Below are 21,080 nucleotides of genomic sequence, written 5' to 3'. Positions count from 1 at the left end.
GATAGACCTGTTACGTCGACTCGAATAAGGAGAAAAGATGACCCTGCTGATATATCTGGTTGGCTGGATCATTCTGATCGGCGGCGTGTCCTGGGGATTGATGGCCATGCACGTCGCTCAACATACGATTGCCATCGTGGCGGTCATTCTGCTCGGCCTCGCGGTCATTACCGGCGCGACGCGGGCACGCAACCGCGACCGGTCGTAGCGCCGGCAATCTGTCGGCGGCCAGGCGCAGCCCGCCCTGACCTCAATTCGAAGCCGGCTCCCCATGGGCCGCCGGCGACTGCGCGGTGCGCATCGCAGCGGCGCCGTCCGCGCCGTGCGTGATCGCATAGATCTCACGATTTCGCGCCACATCGGCGGCTGTCGGCGGATAGTCGTCGGCGCGCGTCGGCACCAGCCCTTCGGCTTGGGCCTGCTGCAACTGCACCATCACATCGGCGCGCGTCAGCCCTGATGTGCTGGTTTGCGCGAAAGCATTCGCACCGAACGTCAAGCTGAGGGCGGTGACGGCAAAGGCGGTCAACAATTTCATGTTGTCTCTCCGGGTAGATGCAAGCAATGAGTGGCCTGAAGCACGCTTCTCATTCTTGTCATTTTCGCTGGCGGAGCACTGACTGCCAGATTACCGATTTGTTATCTCACCGGCCCGACGGATGCGACGAGAGGCCACGCTACATCCCCGTACATTCGCATCAGCGCTGAACATAACAGAACGGTAATCTAGCCGACGGCAGCCCGTCAGCGCCGCCACGCGACACTCCTGAATTACGAAGCCCGCGTTACGCACCCTTGCGGCATCGCAACGACGCGTGCCTCCATCGGCCTCTTTTCAGGAACCCGTCATGTGGATTGTCAGGCTGGCGTTGCGCCGCCCTTATACCTTCGTGGTCCTTGCCGTGCTGATCTTTATCGTCGGCCCGCTGACGATACTGCGCACACCGACCGATATCTTTCCGAACATCGATATCCCGGTGGTCAGCATCGTGTGGAGCTATAACGGCTTCTCCGCCGAGGACATGGCCAATCGCATCACGTCGAACTACGAGCGCGCGTTGACTTCGGACGTCGACGATATCGAGCACATCGAGTCGCAATCGCTGAACGGCGTCTCCGTGGTGAAGATCTTCTTCCACCAGGGCGCGGACATCAATCGCGCGATTGCCGAGGCGGCGTCCAATTCGGCGTCGATCCTGCGCGTGCTGCCACCCGGCACGTTGCCGCCGAACATTATTACGTACAACGCGTCGACGGTGCCGATCCTGCAACTCGGCCTGTCGAGCAACACGCTTTCCGAACAGCAGCTCTACGACCTCGGCAACAGCCAGATCCGCACGCAACTGGCGACGGTGCAAGGCGCGTCGGTGCCGCTGCCGTTCGGCGGCAAGGTGCGGCAGATCATGGTGGATATCGATCCGCACGCGCTGCAAGCCAAGGGACTCGCCCCGCTCGACGTGGTCAACGCCGTCAACGCGCAGAACCTGATTCTGCCGGGCGGCACCGCGAAGATCGGCACGAAGGAATACAACGTGCAGATGAACGGCAGCACCGACACGGTGGCCGCGCTCAACGATCTGCCGATCAAGACCGTGGGCGGCGGCGTGGTGTACGTGCGCGACGTCGCCCATGTGCGCGACGGCTACGCGCCGCAAACCAACATGGTGCGCAGCGACGGCAAGCGCGCGGCGCTCCTGACCATCGAGAAATCCGGCAGCACCTCGACGCTGACCATCATCCAGCAGGTCAAGGCGATGCTGCCGCATATCGCGGCCGGCCTGCCGAGCGCGCTGCACATCACCGCGCTGTCCGATCAATCCGTGTTCGTGAAGTCGGCCGTGGTGGGCGTGGCGCGCGAAGCGGTGATCGCCGCCGCCCTCACCGCCTTGATGATTCTGCTGTTCCTCGGCAGCTGGCGCGCCACGCTGATCATCGCGGTGTCGATTCCGCTCGCCGTGCTGACCTCGCTGATCGCGCTGTCCGCGCTCGGCCAGACCATCAACATCATGACGCTCGGCGGCCTCGCGCTCGCCGTGGGGATTCTCGTCGACGACGCCACCGTCGCCATTGAAAACATCACGCATCATCTGGAGAACGGCGAGCCGTTGCACGACGCGATCCTGAACGGCTCCGGCGAAATCGCCGTGCCGACTTTCGTCTCGACGCTGTCGATCTGTATCGTGTTCGTGCCGATGTTCCTGCTCTCCGGCGTCGCGCGCTATCTGTTCGTGCCGCTCGCCGAAGCGGTGGTGTTCGCGATGATCGCGTCGTACTTCTTCTCGCGTACGCTGGTGCCGACCCTCGCGATGTATCTGATGCGCGCGCGCAGCAACGCGCCAGTTACCGGCAAGGGTCCGATTGCGTGCCTGATCCGCTTCCAGGCCGGCTTCGAGCGGCGCTTCGAACGGCTGCGCGAACGCTATCGCGGCGTGCTCGGCGCGGCGATCGCGAGCCCACGGCGCTTTATCGCGATCTTTCTGCTGCTTTGCATCGCCTCGCTCATTCTGGTGCCGTTCGCCGGGCGCGACTTCTTCCCGGCTGTGGATACCGGCGAAATCCGCCTGCATCTGCGCGCGCCGACCGGCACACGAATCGAGGACACTGCGAGCATTACCGACCAGGTCGAAGCCCGCGTGCGCGACGTGATCCCGAAGCAGGAACTCGCGGCGATGCTGGACAACATCGGCGTGCCGGTGAGCGGTATCAATCTGACCTACGACTCGTCGGACCCGATCGGCCCCGAGGATGCCGACGTGATGATCACGCTCGCGGAAAAACACAAGCCGACCGCGCAATACGTGGCGACGCTGCGTAACACGCTGACCAAAGATTTCCCCGGCGTCACGTTCGCCTTCCTGCCCGCCGACATCGTCAGCCAGATTCTCAACTTCGGCCTGCCCGCGCCGATCGATATCCAGATCGTCGGCAACAAGCTCGCCGCCAACCGTGTCGTGGCGAACCGCCTGCTCGCGCAACTGCGCGGCGTGCGCGGCCTCGTCGACGCGCGCATTCAACAGCCTGGCGACGAGCCCGCGATCAACGTCAACGTCGACCGCACGCGAGCGATTCAGGCCGGCCTGTTGCAACGCGACGTATCGCAGAATCTGCTGATCGCACTCTCCGGCAGTTCGCAGACCACGCCGAATTTCTGGCTCGATCCGCGCAACGGCGTGAGCTATCCGCTGATGGCGATGATGCCGCAGTACGACATCAACTCGCTGCAGGCGCTCGCCAATATTCCGGTCGCGCAGATCGGCGGCTCCAGCTCCGGCGCACTCACGGGGGCCTCGGTGAGCGGCGCCGGCCCCGCGCCGCAGAACCTGCTCGGCGCATTGAGCACGCTGACGCGCGTCTCGCAGCAAGCCGTCGTCTCGCACTACAACGTGCAGCCGGTGCTCGATATCTTCGCGTCGGCGCAAGGGCGCGATCTCGGCGGCGTGGCGACGGACGTGAACCGGCTCGTCGAGCAGATCCGGCCGCAATTGCCGCCGGGCGCGTCCATCGTCGTGCGCGGCCAGGTGCAAGCCATGCACGATTCGTTCAGCGGCCTCGCGAGCGGCCTCGTGTTCGCCATCGGCCTCGTCTATCTGCTGATGGTCGTCAATTTCCAATCGTGGCTCGACCCGTTCATCATCGTCAGCGGCTTGCCGGCCTCGCTTGCCGGGATTTCGTGGATGCTGTTCAGCACCGGCACTCGCCTGAGCGTGCCGGCACTCACCGGCACCATTCTGTGCATCGGCATCGCCACGGCCAACAGCATTCTCGTCATCAACACCGCGCGCGAAATCCACCACGGCGGCAAGCCGCCGCTCGCGGCCGCGCTCGAAGCCGGCTTCAGCCGCTTCCGTCCGGTGCTGATGACCGCGCTCGCCATGCTGATCGGCATGCTGCCGATGGCGCTCGGTCTCGGCGACGGCGGCGAACAGAACGCGCCGCTCGGCCGCGCCGTGATCGGCGGCCTCGCGCTCGGCACGGTGTCGACCTTGCTGTTCGTCCCCGTCGTCTACGGGATGGTGCATGCGTGGCTCGACAAACGCCGCGCGGCACGCACTGAAAAACACGAATCCGCCGTCACGGCCCGCACTCTTTGATTTCGACGAGACCTTTCCCATGAACGATTCATCACTTCCGCCGGAGTTGGGTAAGCAGGCGGCCACGGCTGCGGAAACCACCCACGCCGCCCACGCCGCGGGGACTACGCATGCCGACGCCACCGCTCCCGCATCCCACCTCGACAGCAGCGCAAAACCGCGCCATCGTCTCTGGCCCTTCGCGCTGAGCGGTGTGGCCGCCGTTTTGCTGATCGTCGGCATCGTGCCGCGTCTGTATGCCAGCGCCGCGCTCACGCAGCAAACGCAGGGGCAAGGCATGCTCAGCGTGTCGGTGGTCGCGCCGCGCCCCGCGCCGGCCGTCAACGACCTGCTGTTGCCTGGCGCCGTCACGCCGTTCGCCGAAGCATCCATCTATGCGCGCACGAGCGGTTACCTCGCGCACTGGAACACCGACATCGGCACGCAGGTGAAAAGCGGCCAGACTCTCGCGACGATCGAAGCCCCGGACCTGGACGCGCAACTACGCCAGGCCCGCGCCGACGAAGCCACCGCGCAAGCCAATTTCGACTACGCGAAGACCACCGCGCAGCGCTGGCAGGAGATGTTGAAGACCCAATCGGTCGCGCAACAGGACACCGACACCAAGGTCAGCGACATGGAAGCACGCCGCGCGATGCTCGCCTCGGCCCAGGCCAATGTCGCGCATCTGGCCGAACTGGTCTCGTACGAGAAGATCACCGCGCCGTTCGACGGCGTGATCACCGCGCGCCGCGTCGACGTCGGCGCACTGGTGACGGCGGGCGGCACGCCCGGCACCGCGGGCATGTCGGGCGAACTGTTCCATATCCAGCAGAACGGCGTGCTGCGCGTGTTCGTCGACGTGCCGCAAGACGACGCGCCGTACGTCACGCCGGCCACCGGCGTGTATCTGACCGCCCAGCAGTATCCGGGCCGCCACATCGCGGCGAAAGTGGCGCGCAACACCGGCTCGATCGATCCGTCGAGCCGCACGCTGCGCGTCGAGGTCGACGTCGACAACAAGGATGGCGCGCTGCTGCCCGGCGCTTACACGCAGGTGCATCTGCAATTGCAGTCGACCACGCCGGCGCTCGATCTGCCCGTCAGCGCCCTGCTGTTCCGGCCGGACGGCGTGACGGTCGCGGTGGTCGACAGCAATGGCCGCGCGCAGCTCAAGACCGTGCATATCGGCCGCGATTTCGGCACGCACGTGGAAATCACGACGGGACTCGCCGCCACCGACCGCGTGATCGACAACCCCGGCGATTCGCTGAGCACCGGCCAGATGGTTCAGATCATGCCGGCCTCGCATAGCTGAGTGCTTCGCCAGATAAAGGATTTGCCGATGATCAACCTGTCTCTTTCACAGCCGGTGGCGCGCCGCGCTCTCGCGGCCACGCTGGTCGGCGCGCTGCTCAGCGCGTGCTCGACCCTGCCGCCCTACCAGCGCCCGAGCGCCGACATTCCGGCGCACTACGCAGGCGCCGCGCCCGGCTGGGCCCAGGCCGCGCCGGCCGACGCCTCGCCGCGCGGTCCCTGGTGGACGATCTTCAACGATCCCGTGCTGAACCAGCTCGAGGCGCGCATCGACGTCTCGAACCAGAGCGTGCGCAAGGCGGTCGCGCAGGTACAGCAGGCGCGCTCGATGGTGGACTACCAGCGTGCCGGGTTCTTCCCGACCATCACCGCCGGTGCCGCGCAGGAGCGCTTCCGGACCTCGCAGAACGTCGAAGGGAAATCGCTCGCGGGCAAGACCGTGCCGGACTATGCGGCAGGCGTGACGGCGAGCTGGGAGCCGGATCTGTTCGGACGGGTGCGCGACAGCGTGAACGGCGCGCAGGCCGACGCTCAGGCGAGCGAGGCGGACCTCGAAGGCGTGCGCCTGTCGATGAGCGCCGATCTGGCCGTCGACTATTTCGCGCTGCGCTCGCTCGACACGCAGAAGAAACTGCTCGACGACAGCGTGAACGCCTATGCCGCCGCGTTGAAGCTGTTGCAGCAGCAACTGACAAACGGCGCGATCGATGCCTCCGCCGTCGCCCAGGCCACGACGCAACTCGAAGCAACGCGCACGCAGGACACCGACATCGACGTGACGCGCGCGCAGATGCAGCACGCGATCGCCACGCTGATCGGCGAGCCGGCATCGACCTTCACGCTGCCGCCGAATGGCTCGGCTGCGACGCCGCCGGCGATTCCAACCGGTCTGCCGTCGCAACTGCTGGAACGACGCCCCGATATCGCCGCCGCCGAACGGCGCGTGGCGTCGGCGAATGCGCAGATCGGCGTGGCGCATGCGGCGTTCTTTCCAGATCTCGTGCTGTCCGCGACCGCCGGGCTCGAAAGCACGTTTTTCGCACCGTGGTTGAGCGCGCCGAGTCTGTTCTGGTCGCTCGGTCCGCAACTGTTCGGCACGCTGTTCGACGGCGGCAAGCGCGAAGCCACCCTGCACGGCGCCACGGCGCAATACGACGGCACGGTCGCGGACTATCGCCAGTCGGTGCTGGTGGCGTTCCAGCAGGTCGAGGACAACCTGTCCGCCTTGCATGCCCTCGCCGACGAAGCCGTCAGCCAGCAGCGCGCCACCACCGCCGCGGATCTGTCGTTGCAGCTCACGACCAACCGCTTCAATGCGGGCGCGGTCAGCTATCTCGACGTGGTGACCGCGCAGACGATTGCGCTGACCAACCAGCGTATCGCGGATCAGATCGCCGCGCGGCAGCTGGAGTCGAGTGTGCTGTTGCTCAAGGCGTTGGGTGGCACGTGGGGTGATAAAGCCGGCGGCGCGGCAGGGCCCGTGTAACCGGTTGCAGGCCTCACCGGGCGCGCGGGAACATCAGCACGAACCGTGTACTGCGCGCATCGCTCTCCGCATGCACGGACCCGCCGTGCAGTTCCATGATCGTGCGCACGATGGCAAGCCCGAGCCCCGTCGAACCCGTGGACCCTTGCGACAACCCCGACGTCGGCAGCGAGCTGCGCGACGGATCGACCCGATAGAAGCGGTCGAAGATCCGGTCGAGATGCTCGGCGGGAATCGGTTGTCCCTGGTTCTCCACGGTCACGCGCACCGCGTCGGCCGACGCGCTCGCGTGCAGCGCGATCTCGCCGCCCGGCGGCGTATAGCGAATCGCGTTGGCGAGCAGATTGCTCACGGCGCGGCGAAACAGTTCGAGATCCGCCGTCAGGGCGGCCGCGCCGTTCACGCGCACACGCACATTCGCCTCTTCGGCGATTCCTTCGAAGTATTCGGCGATATGGGTCAACTCCAGCCCCGCACCGAACTCGCGCAATTGTTTGACGAACTGCGGATGCTCGGCGCGCGCCAGAAACAGCACGTTCTCGATCATTCTCGCGAGCCGGTCGCACTCTTCCAGATTCGAGGCGAGCAGCGATTCGTATTCGTCGACGGAGCGCGGCCGGGCGAGCGCGACTTCGGCGGCGCCGCGCATGTTGCTGAGCGGCGTGCGCATGTCGTGAGCGAGATCGGCGGTGAAACGCGACAGGCGTTGGAAACCATGTTCGACGCGCTCGAGCATCGCGTTCAGCGAGACTACCAATGTTTCAAGTTCGCGCGGCACGCGCGCCACCGTGATCCGTGTATCGAGGCGGTTCACGGTGACGAGGCTCGCGCTCGCCGCGATATCGCGCAACGGCCGCAGCACGGCACGAATCAACAGGTAGCCGAGCAGCATGGCCAGCGCCACGCCGGCCACGCCGGCAATATGGAGCTTGTCGCGGTAACGGTCCAGCAGGAGCCAGCGGTCGCTCATGTTGCGCGCCACCAGCACGCTCGCCGTGTCGCCGTCACGCAGCCGCGCGTCCGTGAGAATGCCGCGGATCGGCGCGCCGTCACGGCCGGTCCAGTCGCCGATATCGGCCTCGGTGATGCGCGCCGTCGCGGGCACGCGCGTGAGCGGCGGCAACGCCGCAACGGTCGCGGCGCCGCTCGCCGCATCCGGCCCGGCGAGCGCGGCGGCGATGTTGTGATCGATCGCCCGCTTGCCGTCGGCATCGAACACTTCCATCGACATGGCTTCGTTGCCGAGCACGATGCTGGCCAGACGATCGCCGTGCTCGCGAATGCCTTTCGCCGAGTCCAGCTCCGAGGCGAGCCGCCGTGCGTGGCGCGCGGCGAGCACGATGTCGAGATTGTCCTGCGCCTTGATCTGCGTTTCGAGCGCGAGATACAGAAAACTGCCGACGAGCACGAAAACCGCCAGCGTGGTGGCGCCGAACGCCAGCGCAAGCGCTGCGGCAAGCGAGCGGCCGCGCATCAAACGGTGCCCTTCAGTTCGAGCACATAGCCCACGCCGCGCACCGTGTGAATCAGCTTGACGGGAAAGTTGTCGTCGATCTTGGTGCGCAGGCGGCGGATCGCGACTTCGACCACATTGGTGTCGCTGTCGAAATTCATGTCCCACACATACGAGGCGATCTGCGTACGGCTCAGCACTTCACCCTGACGCCGCGCGAGCAGTTGCAGCAGCGAGAATTCGCGCGGCGTGAGGTCGATGCGCACGCCGCCACGCTTTACGCGACGGCGGTTCACGTCCATTTCCAGATCGCCCACCTTGATCAGTTCGCTTTCGCGCGGCGGCCCACGGCGCGCCAGCGTGCGCACGCGCGCCAGCAGTTCGACGAAGGCAAAAGGCTTGACGAGGTAGTCGTCCGCGCCGAGTTCGAGGCCGCGCACGCGGTCGTCGACGTCGTCGCGGGCGGTGAGGAACAGCACGGGCGTGGTGCGCGTGGCGCGCAAGGTCTTGACGATGCTCCAGCCGTCCATGCCGGGCAACATCACGTCGAGCACGATCACGTCGTACTCTTCTTCGAGGGCAAGGATCAGCCCTTGCGGGCCGTCGTTCGCCACGTCGACCGCGTAGCCGGATTCTTCCAGGCCTTTCTTGAGGTAGGCCGCTGTTTTCAGCTCGTCCTCGATCACCAGGATTCGCATCGATTGCTCCGCTTTGCGTTGACGGTGAAATCATACCGTCAAGCACCCGGCAGGGTGATTACGATCCGGTAATATTCGGACGCATCACTCGGAATGCGCGCTCCCCGTTTCCGGCGGACCTTGTATGGCCGGCGCCAGCGCCGAAGCCGCTTCTCCTGCATGCGGCGCCGCAGCACCGGCGTGCCGCAGCGTCTTCACCCTGCCGATCACCTTGCGGGCCGCGCGCCGCCCGCGAATCGCCGCCAGCCCCCAGGTCGAATTGATGGTTTGCACGGTCCATGCGGTAGTGGCCTCGCCGCGCGACCAGTAAGCCTTGAAGTCCTCGGTGCCGACGCCGAAATCGAGGTCGTAGCCGCTGTCGAAGGCCCACTTCACGCATTGCTCCACCGCGATCAGGCCAGGGCAGAACTTGCCGTAGTGCGGGTCGAAGCCGGCGAAGATCGCGCTCGCCCACGGATTGCCCACGCTCGCGATGATCGCGGCAACCGGCGTTTCGTCCAGTGTGACCACGATCAGGCGCGCCATCGAGGGCATCTCGCCCGAATAGATCAGCTTGCCCAGGAAACGCTCGAACTCAGGCAAATCGAGCCACACGCTGCGCTTGCCGACGCGGTCGCTCCAGACGCGTTTGCAGTTGAACATCCATTCGATGATGGATGCCGTTTCGCGCTCCTCCGCCGGATCGAGCATGCGCACGGCGACCGTGCCTTCCTTGGCCAACTTCTTCGCGAAACCGCCGGGCCGCTTGCCAAACAGAGTGCCGAGCGTCCGGCAATACGCGTCCCAACTGCCCTGCCCGCGCAATCTCGCGGCGGACGCGTTGTGCGCCTCGCTAAACAGGATCCTGCGCTCCTGCATCACGAGCGTGTGCAGTTCGAGCCGCTCGCGCACGTACGGCAGGTGGATGAAGTCGGCGCCGCAACGCGCGCGCGCGATGTCCCACGCCCCCGCTACCCGCGCCGAGGTCGCTTCGTCGGCCTCGACCAGCACGCTCGTGAAGTCGCCGCCTTGCGGGCCGAGCGGCACGAGATAGGTCCAGAGCGACCGTCTGACCGTTTCGAGCGGCCAGACCATCACCAGCTTTCCGCCTTCGCGGCACACAATGCACTTGAGCTTGCGGCCATGCGGCTTCGACACGTGCTTCCATGCCAGCCAGCAAAAGGCGAACGACTGGTAGCAATAGCCTTGCGCCTTCGACCACAGTGCGTCCCATTCGGGCTGCAAGGCTCGGAATTCAGCTTCGTCGCTAATCACTTCGTAGCGCCGTGTGGTCCGGGTTGTCTCGTCCATGTCGTCTCGCACCTTACCGTATCGTGTTTTTTCGTTCCCGCGCCGCGCCCTGGCGGGACAGCGCGCACGCCGGACCCCACCGGCGTCGACTGGAACGGGTGACATGAGCATGCCCCGCGGCATAGCCGAGGTGTGTGCGCCGCCGCACGCTGCAATGCGGCGTGACAGCGGTTTCGGTGCGGCGGTGTCGGCCGGCGCTCGTGGCGGCGCAGCAAGCGCCGCACCGCTGAAATGGTCCGCCGACCCGAAGCTGTTATTCTTGCGTCTCTCCCGACCGTCAACTGGTCGCCTGCCGCCTTCGGGCGGCACTCCAAACGGCGCTTGTGCGCCCGACTTCCGAGAGACAGGAATTTGCATGTTCGGTTTTCTGCGCGGCTATTTTTCCAATGACCTGGCAATCGACCTCGGCACGTCGAACACCCTGATTTACATGCGCGGCAAGGGCATCGTGCTGGACGAACCCTCGGTGGTCTCGATTCGTCAGGAAGGCGGTCCGAACGGCAAGAAGATCATTCTGGCTGTCGGCAAGGAAGCAAAACAGATGCTCGGCAAGGTGCCGGGCAATATCGAGGCGATCCGCCCCATGAAAGACGGCGTGATCGCCGACTTCAACATCACCCAGCAGATGATCAAGCGCTTCATTCAGATGGCGCACGAGTCGCGCATGTTTGCGCCGTCGCCGCGCATCATCATCTGCGTGCCGTGCGGGTCCACCCAGGTAGAGCGGCGCGCGATCAAGGAGGCCGCGCACAGTGCGGGCGCCTCGCAGGTCTATCTGATCGAGGAGCCGATGGCCGCGGCCACTGGCGCGGGCTTGCCGGTTTCGGACCCGACCGGCTCGATGGTCGTCGATATCGGCGGCGGCACCACGGAAGTGGGCGTGATCTCGCTCGGCGGCATCGTCTATAAAGGCTCGGTGCGCGTGGGCGGCGACAAGTTCGACGACGCGATCGTCAACTACATTCGCCGCAACTACGGCATGCTGATCGGCGAGCAAACGGCCGAATCCATCAAGAAGGAAATCGGCTCCGCGTTTCCGGGCTCCGAGGTCAAGGAGATGGAGGTCAAGGGCCGCAATATGTCCGAAGGCATTCCGCGCAGCTTCACGGTGTCCAGCAACGAGATTCTCGAAGCGCTCACCGATCCGCTGAACCAGATCGTCTCGGCCGTAAAGATCGCGTTGGAACAGACGCCGCCGGAACTCGGCGCCGACATCGCCGAGCGCGGCATCATGCTGGCGGGCGGCGGCGCGCTGCTGCGCGATCTGGACCGCCTGCTGGCCGAGGAAACCGGCCTACCGGTGTTCGTCGCCGAAGCGCCGCTGACCTGCGTGGTGCGCGGCTCGGGCATGGCGCTCGAACGGATCGACAAGTTCGGCGGCTCGTTCTCCTACGAGTGAGCTTGCCGCATCGAGCTGCTCAGGACACGAACGGCAGCTTGCTGTCGCGCGCCGCGGCGAGCATCGACAGTGTGATCTTGCGAACCTCCAGCTTGCTCTGCGTGATATGCGCGCGCAGCAGAATGATCGCCTCGGTCAGCCGGTTGCGTTCGATCAGGTTGACCATGGTGGAATGCTCGTCGTAGGTGGCGCTGGTGCGGTGCGGTTTCAGAAAATCGAGCCGCCGCACGATGCGGATGCGCTCGGTCACTTCGTTATGCACGCGCAGCATTTCCGCGTTGCCTGTGGCGGCAACGAGTTGCCGGTGAAAGTTCTCGTCCATGCCGAACATCTTCACCGGATCGCTCTCGCGCAACTCGGGCTCGACACACCAGATCGTCTTCAATTCCTCGACAGCCGCATGCGCGATATCGCCACCCGCGCCGACTCGTTCCACCGCCGCGACTTCCAGCACGATACGCAAATCGTAGAGCTGATCGAGCTGATCGAAGTTGATCGGCGACACTTTCCAGCCGCGCCGGAAACCGACTTCCAGATAGCCCTCGCGTTGCAGACGGAACAGGCCGTCGCGCATCGGCGTGCGCGACACGCCGTAGTGTTGCGCAATGCCGTTCTCCGAAAAACGGTCGCCGGGAAACAGGCGAAAGCTGAAGATGTCGCTCTTGAGCTGTTGATAAACCTGCTCGGCGAGCGGGTTGGCCGCGGGCGCCTCCTGCCCGCCTGGAGCGGCGGGCGTCTCCAGCAGATTCGTCGGGTCGTCGTTCATGATGCCAAGGCCCCTTTTTTCTTATTATCAGCGTTTCATGATCTGCCGATAAGACTCACATGCGCGGCGACGATTTTCCAACCCTCGCCGGGACTGAGCCTCGCCCACGTTTGCATCTGACGCCCGAGCAACGGCGTGGCGTCGCTGGTGAATTCGGTGCTGACAGTGGCGAAGTCGGTGCCGAAAGTGGTCACCACGGTTCGATGCAGCCTGCGCGACTTCGGCACCGGCTCGCAGCGCTCGCGCCAGGCACGGATCGCCTCGCCGCCGTGCTGGATTTCGGCGATGCCGTAGCGCACCGTTTCCGGCGTGTGCCAGAACAGCGCGTTCATGGCCGCGACGTCGTTGTCGACCAGCGCGCGCTCGTATTCGATGAACGCCGCGTGGACCTGCGCCACGATTTCGGGCTGATTTATTTCCATGCTGGGATTGTCCGGTCGATTGTGATCAGTGAAGCAAGGGGCGCGGTCCAGCCGACAATGCCGCCTTGCGAGCGCACCATGTCGAGCGTCGCCTGTTTGAACGCGGGGAAATAGCTCGCGGTGGCGTCTTCGATCAGCAGGCTGTCGTAGCCACGGTCGTTGGCTTCGCGCATGGAGGTTTGCACGCACACTTCGGTGGTCACGCCGGCAAACACCAGATGCGTGATGCCGCGCATCGCAAGCTCTTCGCCGAGCCGGGTCGCGTAGAACGCGCCCTTGCCGGGTTTGTCGATCACCAGTTCGCCCGCCAGCGGCGCGAGCGGTTCGACGATCGCATTGCCGGGCTCGCCGCGAATCAGGATGCGGCCCATCGGCCCGGCGTCTCCGATGCGCGCATTCGGCGCGCCGCGCAGACGTTTGGCGGACGGACAGTCGGACAGATCCGCGGCATGCGATTCACGCGTATGCACGACGAGCCATTGATGCCTGCGCGCGAAGGCCAGCAGCGCGGCCACCGTCGGCACGATTTCCGCGAGCAGCGAGACGTCGTTGCCGAGCGATTCGCCGAAGCCGCCCGGCTCGATGAAATCACGCTGCATGTCGATCACGACCAGCGCGGTTTTCGCGGAGTCGAAGCTGAACGGGCCGGGTTGGGCGTCGATAGTCAGCGTGTGGGTCGATGTCATCCGATGGCTTCCCTGAGTTTCTCCGCGGGCACGGCGGGCCGCACGGGCGTGTCGCCGTGGCCGGCCATATGCTGGCCGAGCACGGTGCGATCCGCGCGCGCCGCCGGTGTTTCGTACACCAGCTCGCCCTCGGCGATCACCATGATGCGGTCCGCGAGTTCGAGCAGTTCGTCGAGGTCTTCGCTGACCAGCAGCACGGCCGCGCCCGCATCGCGCGCGGCCATCAGACGCGCATGGATATCGGCCACCGACGCGAAGTCGAGCCCGAACACCGGATTGGCGACGATCAGCACATCCACCGGCTGACCGAGTTCGCGCGCCAGCACGGCGCGTTGCACATTGCCGCCCGAGAGCGTGCCGATCGCGCGCTCGGGTACGGGCGGCCGCACGTTGAATTCACCGATCAACTGCGCGGCACGCTCACGGATGGCGCGACGATCGAGCCACCAGCCGCCGCGGCGCAACGGCTCGCGGTCGAAGTCGCGCAACGCGAGATTCTGCGCCACGCTCATACCGCCCACGCAGGCATTTTTCAGCGGCTCTTCGGGGATCGCGAAGACGCGCCGTTGCGTCATCTGCTCACGCGTCGCCTGGTAAGGTTTGCCGGCGACCTGCATGTCGCCGGTTTTCACACGACGCTGGCCGACCAGCGCTTCCACCAGTTCCTTCTGACCGTTGCCGGAGACGCCTGCAAGCCCAAGAATTTCGCCCGCGCGCACGGACAGCGTCGCGTGCTTGACCGCCGTGTGGCCACGATCGTCTTCCACGGATACATCGCGCAGTGCCAGGCGCACCTGAGCCGATTCGTCGAGCGGCTTGCGCGGGACGCGTTCCTCTGTCACGGCGGCCATGACAGGCGCGTCGTTCGTTGCCACCGTGCCCATCATCCATGCGGCGAGTTCGTCGCGGCTGGTGTTCGCCACCGCGCTGGTGCCGACCTGACGCCCCTTGCGCAACACGGTGACGTCGTCCGCGTAGGCCATCACCTCGCGGAACTTGTGCGTGATCATCAGCACGGTCAGCTCGCCGCGCGTGGTCAGCTCGCGCATCAGGCCGAGCACTTCGTCGGCTTCCTGCGGCGTCAGCACGGAAGTCGGTTCGTCGAGTATCAGGAAGCGCTGTTGCAGATAGAGTTGCTTGAGGATTTCGAGCTTCTGCTTCTCGCCGGCGGCGAGCGCTGCAACCGGCGCGTCGAGCGGCAAGCGAAACGGCATGCGCTGCATGAATGCGGCGAGCGCGGCGCGCTCCGCTTTCCAGTCGATTTTCCACGGCATCCGCCCACGCGCGAGCAGCAGGTTTTCTTCAACGGAAAGGCCCGCGGCCAGCGTGAAGTGCTGGTACACCATGCCGATACCGAGCGCTTGCGCGTCGCGCGGCGAGTGGATGAGCACTTCGCGGCCGTCGGCGGCGATCTGGCCGTCGTCGAGCACGCCGTAGCCGACCAGTCCCTTCACGAGCGTGCTCTTGCCCGCGCCGTTCTCGCCGAGCAGCGCGTGGATCGTGCCGGCCTTGACCTTGATCGAGACGCCGTCCAGCGCGCGAAACGCGCCGAACGACTTGCTCGCATTCAGCACTTCAACACCGAGAGCTTGCCGTACGGTCGACATGATCATCCACCTAGCGTTTGCAGCAGCGCGCCGGAGTCCGACACCGTGCCGAACACGCCGCCTTGCATCGTGATCATGTGCAACGCGGCGTCATGATTGTTTTTGTCGGTTGCGCCGCAGCAGTCGGCGAGCACCGTGCATTCGAAACCGCGATCGTTGGCTTCGCGCATGGTCGTGTGCACGCAGACGTCGGTCGTGATGCCGGTCAGAATCAGATTCCCGATGCCGCGTGTGCGCAGGATCAGTTCGAGATCCGTCGCACAGAATGAGCCCTTGCCTGGCTTGTCGATGACGATCTCGCCCGCAAGCGGCTTCAGTTCGTCGATGATTTCCCAGCCGGGCTCGCCGCGCACGAGGATCTTGCCGCATGGGCCGTCGTCGCCGATGCCCACGCCGTTGGTGCCCGCGCGGCGGCTGCGCCAGCGCTTGTTGGCGGGCAGATCGGAGAGATCCGGACGATGCCCTTCACGCGTGTGAATGATCGTGAAGCCCTGTTCGCGCATCGCCTTCAGCACGCGTTTGATCGGCTCGATCGGCGCGCGCGTGAGCGAGAGGTCATAGCCCATCTTGTCGACGTAGCCGCCGTGGCCGCAGAAATCCGTCTGCATGTCGATGATCACGAGCGCGGTGTTGTCCGGGCGCAGGTTGCCGTCGTAGGGCCACGGATAGGGTTTGGCTTCGATGAATCGGGTCATGGTCGGGAAATCCTGGGTTTGGGTTCGTCAAAAGCAAAGTCTGGAGATGCGCGTACATCTCAGCGAGTCAGGCTCAGCTCGCCGGGCGCGCCCGCCAGCGTGCGATCCGGACGGCAATTGACGATCATGATCACGAGCGTCAGCACATACGGCGCGGCGTTGTAGAGGTAGTAGCCGCTCGTCACGCCGATCGCCTGCAAGGCGGGGCCGAGCGCACCCGCGGCGCCGAACAGCAACGCGGCCCACAGGCAGCGCAACGGCTGCCAGCGCGCGAAGATCACAAGCGCGACCGCCATCAGGCCCTGGCCGCTGGAAAGCCCCTCGTTCCAGCTCCCCGGATAAACCAGCGACAGATACGCGCCGCCAATGCCCGCTAACACGCCACCTGCCGCCGTCGCCGCGATGCGCACGCGCGTCAGCGGATAGCCCATCGCACGCGCGGTTTCCGCGTGATCGCCGACGAGCCGCAGAACCATGCCCCAGCGCGTATTGCGCAAGCCCCATTGCAAAACGAAGGCGAGCGCGACGCCGATCACGAACAGCAGATTCAGATGCAGCGCGTTGTGCAGTTGCGGCGACGAAGTCCACGCACCGAGGTCGATGAACGGCAGCATCGGTGCTTGTGGTTCGATAAAGGGTTTGCCGAGATAGAAGGCGAGTCCGGTGCCGAGCAACATCAACGCAATGCCGAAGGCGATGTCCGATACGCGCGGCAACGAACACACAAGGCCGTGCAGACAACCGAGCAGCAAACCGACCACGCCCGCGGCCAGCACGCCGATCCACGGCGAGCCGCTCAGAAACGCGCCGGCATAACCGCTCATCGCGCCGGACACGAGAATGCCTTCCAGGCCGAGATTCACGCGGCCGCCCTTCTCGGTCAGACACTCGCCGAGACTGACAAACAGATAAGGCGTGCTGACGCGGATCGCGCCGGCGAACAGCGACAACAGCAGAATCACGATGGGCGAGTGCATATCAGGCATGGGTCTGCTCCAGTTGCACGGCGACATCGGTCTGCGCGGCCGCTTGCAATTTCACGCGCCATGCGGCGATGCGGCTGCCAAGCGCCTCCCACGCGAGCAGGTTGGCGAACAGCAGCCCTTGCAGGACAAGCGTGGTGGCGTCGGGCAAATCGAGGCGCCGTTGCAGCAGGCTGCCGCTCGCCTCGATACCGCCGATCATCAGCGCGCACGCGATGATCGCGAGCGGATTCTGGCGCGCCGCGAAGGCGACGAGAATGCCTGCGTAACCGTAGCCCGCGAGCAACGACGCGTTCGCGCTGCCCTGCACCGCCGCGACTTCGAACATGCCGCCGAGCCCAGCGGCGGCGCCGCCCAGCACGCACGCTGTCACCGCAAGCATATTGACGGGCAAGCCGACCAGACGCGCCGCGCGATTGCTGCCGCCCACCACGCGCATCGCAAAACCTTTGGTGCTGAACTTCACGAACACCCACGCCGCGATGCACGCAACGACGCCCCAGAACAGGCCCCAATGCGTGTCGAGTCCGGGAATCGAGCCGATCATCATCGCGTCGGGCACGGGCAGCGTCGACGGCTTGTTCAGACTCGCGGGATCGCGCAGCGGCCCTTCCACCAGATGCTTGAACACGGCGATGGCGATATACGACATCAACAGACTGCTGATGGTCTCGTTGACGCCGCGCCATTGCCGCAACGCGCCGACCGCGCCGATCCAGACGCCACCGGCGAGCATGCCGGCGAGCGCCATCAACGGTGTGGCGATGAGCCAGGGCGTGTTATGCGGCAGCATCTGCGGGACGATGGCGGCGCACATGCCACCCAGCGCGAGCGCGCCCTCGCCGCCGATCACGATCAGCCCGACCTGCGCGGGCAAGGCGACGCACAAGGCGGTGAGCATCAACGGCGCGGCGCGCAGCAATGTGCTTTGCCAGGCGAATGACGAACCGAACGCGCCCTGGAAAATCAGTGCAATTGCGTCGGGCGCCGGCTGGCCCTGCACCAGCAGGAACAGCGAGAACAGCAGCAAGGTGCCGAGCACCGCCAGCACGGTCGGCAGCGCGGGCAAGAGCGCGAGCATCACTCTCGCGGCAGAGGCATTGGGGCGCATTACGGCTCCTTGATCCACGTAAACATCGCCGTCATCAGATCTGGCCGACGACGCCCGCGACCAGATAGTTCATGCTTTCCAGCGTGTAGTCGGTCTGGTTGTGGCTCGCGCCCGAGGCGATCGCCATGCCGCCTTTGTTGTCCTTCATCGGGCCTTTGAAGATCACGAAGTTGCCGGCCACCATGCTGCTGCGGATCGAGTCGGCGTTCTGCTTCGCGGCGGCCGTCACTTTCGCGCCGTACGGCGACATCTTCACGAAGCCCTCTTTCAGGCCGCCGCGCAATACGTTGGGCTGCGGCGTGCCGGCTTGCGCGCCCGTCACCAGTTGCTTGTACGGCGTCGCCCAATCCCATTCCGCGCCGGTCAGATAACCCTTGGGCGCGAGCGCGGCCTGGCTCGCGTGATAGCCGCAGCTCATCGCACCACGTTTTTCCGCGGTCTCGACCACCACCTTCGGACCGTCGACGTGACAGGTCAGCACGTCGCAGCCTTGATCCACGAGGCTGTTGGTGGCTTCGGCTTCCTTGACCGGCATCGACCAGTCGCCCGTGAAAATCACCTGCGTGGTGATCGACGGATCGACCGACTGCGCGCCGAGCGTGAACGAATTGATATTGCGCAGCACCTGCGGAATCGGCTTGGCGGCGACGAAGCCGAGCTTCTTGCTCTTGGTCATATGGCCGGCGACCACGCCGTTCAGGTACTGGCACTCGTCGATATAGCCGAAGTAGCTGGTGATGTTCGACGGATTGCCTTGCTTCCACAAACCGCCGCAATGGGCGAATCGCACCTTCGGATACTTCGCCGCCATCTTCAGCACGTGCGGGTCGAAGTAGCCGAACGAGGTCGCGAAGATGAGCGTGGCGCCGTCCTGTTCGATCATCGCTTCCATCGTCTTCTGCACGGCGATGGTCTCGGGCACGTTCTCTTCTTCCACCACCTTCACGTCGGGCATCTTCTTGAGCACGGCGGCGGCTTGCGCCTGCGCCTGGTTGTAGCCGTAGTCGCCGCGCGCGCCGACGTAGATCACGCCGACGGTGGTCTTCGGCGCGGCGAACACCGACTGGATGGGCAGAATATTGCCGAGCGTCAACAGGCTGGCGCTCTTGATGAAATGGCGGCGGCTGGTCATGGTGTCCAAATTCCTGATCGAGGGTTAGCGTGTATTGGCCTGAGGGTTGGCTTGCGGCTTGGGCTTGAGGCTGGCCAGATACGCGAGCCAGCCGCCGAACGACGTGATGTCGAGCGCGCCGCTGTCGTCGCTCACGGCCGACGGCTCGCAAATGAAGCCTTTCACACTGTGGCCGTCGGCGAGTTGCAACGTGCCGATGCCGAGCGGCGCGGGCACGTCGGCGACGAATTGGCCGAAGGTGCGCAGCGGCACTTCCCATAGTTCGATGGCGATCGGCTGGCCTTGCTGCTGCGTCGCGCGCACGAGGCCGGGTTTGGGCGGCTGGGTGTTGGCGAGCGCGTAGAGTTTGTAGCCGGGCGCGGTATGCGTCGCTTTCACGAAACGCGCGCCGGCTTCCTGGAGCTGCCAGTTCAACGGCTGCCCGCGCAAATGCGCGCCGACCACCGCAACGGTGATGGTGGGTTCCTGAAATGGCAGCGGTTGGATGAGCGTGGTTGCAGTTGCGGCCTCTGTGGCCTCGGTGGCGTTCGCGAACAGTGCCTGAATCCGCGCGCCCAGTTCGGCGAGCCGGCGGTCCGCGCCGCTCGGCGCGATCAGCGTGACGCCGGCCGGCAACCCGTCGCCGCGACGCTGACACGGTACGGCCAGCGCGCACAGATCGAGCAGGTTGACGAAGTTGGTGTAGTAGCCAAGTTGGCTGTTCAGTTCGACGGGGTTGGCCTGCACGTCCGCAATCAGCGGATGCGTCGGCGTGGTGGGTACGATCAGGATGTCGATCGTTTCGAAGAGCGCTTCGGCGTGCCGTTTCAGATCGGCCAGCGCGTACTGGCCGTTGAAGGCATCGGCGGCGCTGAACTGCTCCGCCTTGCCGATCACTTTGGCCACGACCGCATCGATCGCTTCGTGACGGGTTGCAAAAAAAGTGCCGAGCGCCGCGCGCCGTTCGGCGACCCACGGGCCGTCGTAGAGCAACGCGGAAACAGACTTGAGCGGCGCGAAGTCGATCGGTTGCGTCGACAGATGCAGATGTGTGGTGAGCGTGTCGAACGCGCTTGAAAATGCCCGGCTCGCCCCGGCGTCGCCATAGAACTCCAATTGCTCCGGCACGCCGATGCGCGGTGCCGAACGCAGCAGGCCAAGGGCCGGCACTTTGCGCGAATACCCGTCGAGCGAATCGAAGCGCGCCATTTCGCTGAGCACGCGCCAGGCATCGTCGACGTCGTGGGCGAACACGGAGATCGTGTCGAGGCTTCGGCACGCGGGCACCACGCCACGTTTGCTGACCAGTCCCAACGAAGGCTTCAGACCGACCAGACCGTTGAATCCCGCCGGGACGCGGCCCGAACCCGCGGTATCGGTGCCGAGCGAAAACGCCACGCATCCCGCCGCCACCGCGACCGCCGAGCCCGAACTCGAACCGCCCGACACGCGCAGTGGCGACTCGGCATGCCGCACGGCGCCATACGGCGAACGAGTACCGACGAGCCCGGTGGCGAACTGATCGAGATTGGTCTTGCCGATCAGAATGGCGCCGGCATCGATGAGCCGCCGCACCGCGAACGCCGACGTGTCCGGCGTATAGCTGAAGGACTCGCACGCGGCTGTGGTCGGCAAGCCGGCGACGTCGATGTTGTCCTTGACCGCGAACGGCACGCCGAACAGCGGCATCTGATTGAACACCGCACTGCCCTGCGCGGCGTATAAGGCTTCGAGCGCTTGCGCGCGAGCCTGCACGTCGGCTGCGGGCACGCGCAGGATCCAGACTTCGGGCCGGTCGATGGCGTCGATCCGAGCGAGCGCCGACGTCACGGCTTCGGTGGGCGTGAGGCTGCCGGCGGCATATGCAGCGAGCAGACCTTTGACCGTCATGGGAGAAGAAATAGGCACCTGTTTTTCCTTGAGTTCAATCTTGAATACAAGTTCGAACTCAAATTAGCAGGAGCTATGCCAGTTACCTGGTTCATC

General features: G+C 65.3%; 18 protein-coding genes. 5 read left to right on the top strand and 13 right to left on the bottom strand.

All coding sequences use genetic code 11. From position 1 onward, the window contains the following. The first annotated feature begins 37 nt into the window (after positions 1-37). Positions 38-208 (top strand): hypothetical protein, encoded by a 171-nt coding sequence (locus RI103_RS26480; protein WP_310815396.1) that lies wholly within the window; start codon positions 38-40, stop codon positions 206-208. A 42-nt stretch (positions 209-250) separates the two neighbouring features. On the opposite strand, the gene RI103_RS26475 is transcribed toward RI103_RS26480, so the two are convergent. After that, entirely contained in the window at positions 251-538 is a 288-nt protein-coding gene (locus tag RI103_RS26475; protein WP_310815395.1) for a DUF4148 domain-containing protein, read from the bottom strand. 310 nt (positions 539-848) lie between these two features. Here RI103_RS26475 and RI103_RS26470 point away from each other — a divergent pair, with 310 nt between their 5' ends. Genes RI103_RS26470 through RI103_RS26460 form a run of 3 tightly spaced genes read left to right on the top strand, consistent with a single transcriptional unit; the run spans position 849 to position 6,873 of the window. Continuing rightward, entirely contained in the window at positions 849-4,091 is a 3,243-nt protein-coding gene (locus RI103_RS26470) for an efflux RND transporter permease subunit (RefSeq protein ID WP_310815393.1), read from the top strand. A 19-nt stretch (positions 4,092-4,110) separates the two neighbouring features. Next, the gene (locus tag RI103_RS26465; RefSeq protein ID WP_310815392.1) at positions 4,111-5,388 is read left to right on the top strand and encodes an efflux RND transporter periplasmic adaptor subunit; all 1,278 of its coding nucleotides are present in this window, start codon (positions 4,111-4,113) and stop codon (positions 5,386-5,388) included. Positions 5,389-5,415: 27 nt separating this feature from the next. After that, positions 5,416-6,873 carry an efflux transporter outer membrane subunit gene (locus tag RI103_RS26460; RefSeq protein ID WP_310815390.1) on the top strand — a complete coding sequence of 486 codons (1,458 nt, stop codon included), beginning with the start codon at positions 5,416-5,418 and terminating at the stop codon, positions 6,871-6,873. 13 nt (positions 6,874-6,886) lie between these two features. Here the strand turns inward: RI103_RS26460 and RI103_RS26455 are convergent, their stop codons facing one another. The 3 genes from RI103_RS26455 to RI103_RS26445 form a co-directional block, all read right to left on the bottom strand. Then, complete coding sequence (locus RI103_RS26455) at positions 6,887-8,347, bottom strand: heavy metal sensor histidine kinase (protein WP_310815388.1); 1,461 nt, start codon at positions 8,345-8,347, stop codon at positions 6,887-6,889. After that, positions 8,347-9,024: a heavy metal response regulator transcription factor gene (locus tag RI103_RS26450; protein WP_310815387.1), complete on the bottom strand. Its 678-nt coding sequence runs from the start codon at positions 9,022-9,024 to the stop codon at positions 8,347-8,349. Before RI103_RS26450 ends, RI103_RS26455 begins: the two co-directional genes overlap by 1 nt. Before the next feature lie 84 nt (positions 9,025-9,108). After that, positions 9,109-10,314, bottom strand: a complete 1,206-nt coding sequence (locus RI103_RS26445) for a GNAT family N-acetyltransferase (protein ID WP_310815386.1) — start codon at positions 10,312-10,314, stop codon at positions 9,109-9,111. A 355-nt stretch (positions 10,315-10,669) separates the two neighbouring features. Here RI103_RS26445 and RI103_RS26440 point away from each other — a divergent pair, with 355 nt between their 5' ends. After that, complete coding sequence (locus RI103_RS26440) at positions 10,670-11,713, top strand: rod shape-determining protein (RefSeq protein ID WP_310815385.1); 1,044 nt, start codon at positions 10,670-10,672, stop codon at positions 11,711-11,713. Between the two features lie 19 nt (positions 11,714-11,732). On the opposite strand, the gene RI103_RS26435 is transcribed toward RI103_RS26440, so the two are convergent. The 9 genes from RI103_RS26435 to atzF are packed head-to-tail and all read right to left on the bottom strand — an operon-like array spanning position 11,733 to position 20,984. After that, positions 11,733-12,479 carry a GntR family transcriptional regulator gene (locus tag RI103_RS26435; protein ID WP_310815384.1) on the bottom strand — a complete coding sequence of 249 codons (747 nt, stop codon included), beginning with the start codon at positions 12,477-12,479 and terminating at the stop codon, positions 11,733-11,735. 35 nt (positions 12,480-12,514) lie between these two features. Then, positions 12,515-12,901, bottom strand: a complete 387-nt coding sequence (gene hpxZ, locus RI103_RS26430; RefSeq protein ID WP_310815383.1) for an oxalurate catabolism protein HpxZ — start codon at positions 12,899-12,901, stop codon at positions 12,515-12,517. Next, on the bottom strand, positions 12,892-13,587 hold the full coding sequence (locus RI103_RS26425) for an isochorismatase family cysteine hydrolase (RefSeq protein WP_310815382.1): 696 nt from the start codon (positions 13,585-13,587) through the stop codon (positions 12,892-12,894). Before RI103_RS26425 ends, hpxZ begins: the two co-directional genes overlap by 10 nt. Continuing rightward, positions 13,584-15,194 carry an ABC transporter ATP-binding protein gene (locus RI103_RS26420; RefSeq protein ID WP_310815380.1) on the bottom strand — a complete coding sequence of 537 codons (1,611 nt, stop codon included), beginning with the start codon at positions 15,192-15,194 and terminating at the stop codon, positions 13,584-13,586. The genes RI103_RS26425 and RI103_RS26420 overlap by 4 nt, the downstream gene beginning before the upstream one ends. Before the next feature lie 2 nt (positions 15,195-15,196). Continuing rightward, positions 15,197-15,889: an isochorismatase family cysteine hydrolase gene (locus RI103_RS26415; protein WP_310815379.1), complete on the bottom strand. Its 693-nt coding sequence runs from the start codon at positions 15,887-15,889 to the stop codon at positions 15,197-15,199. 59 nt (positions 15,890-15,948) lie between these two features. Further along, a complete protein-coding gene (locus tag RI103_RS26410; RefSeq protein ID WP_310815378.1) occupies positions 15,949-16,875 on the bottom strand; it encodes an ABC transporter permease in 927 nt (308 codons plus the stop codon). Further along, entirely contained in the window at positions 16,868-17,983 is a 1,116-nt protein-coding gene (locus RI103_RS26405; protein WP_310815377.1) for an ABC transporter permease, read from the bottom strand. Before RI103_RS26405 ends, RI103_RS26410 begins: the two co-directional genes overlap by 8 nt. A 34-nt stretch (positions 17,984-18,017) precedes the next feature. Continuing rightward, complete coding sequence (locus RI103_RS26400) at positions 18,018-19,115, bottom strand: BMP family ABC transporter substrate-binding protein (protein WP_310815376.1); 1,098 nt, start codon at positions 19,113-19,115, stop codon at positions 18,018-18,020. Between the two features lie 24 nt (positions 19,116-19,139). Then, positions 19,140-20,984 (bottom strand): allophanate hydrolase, encoded by a 1,845-nt coding sequence (gene atzF / locus RI103_RS26395; protein ID WP_310818583.1) that lies wholly within the window; start codon positions 20,982-20,984, stop codon positions 19,140-19,142. Positions 20,985-21,080: the final 96 nt, after the last annotated feature.

This window comes from Paraburkholderia sp. FT54 (assembly GCF_031585635.1).
In the GTDB taxonomy this organism is placed as follows: domain Bacteria; phylum Pseudomonadota; class Gammaproteobacteria; order Burkholderiales; family Burkholderiaceae; genus Paraburkholderia.
Note: the sequence above shows the minus strand (reverse complement) of the source record. Positions and strands in the feature narration are given on the sequence as shown.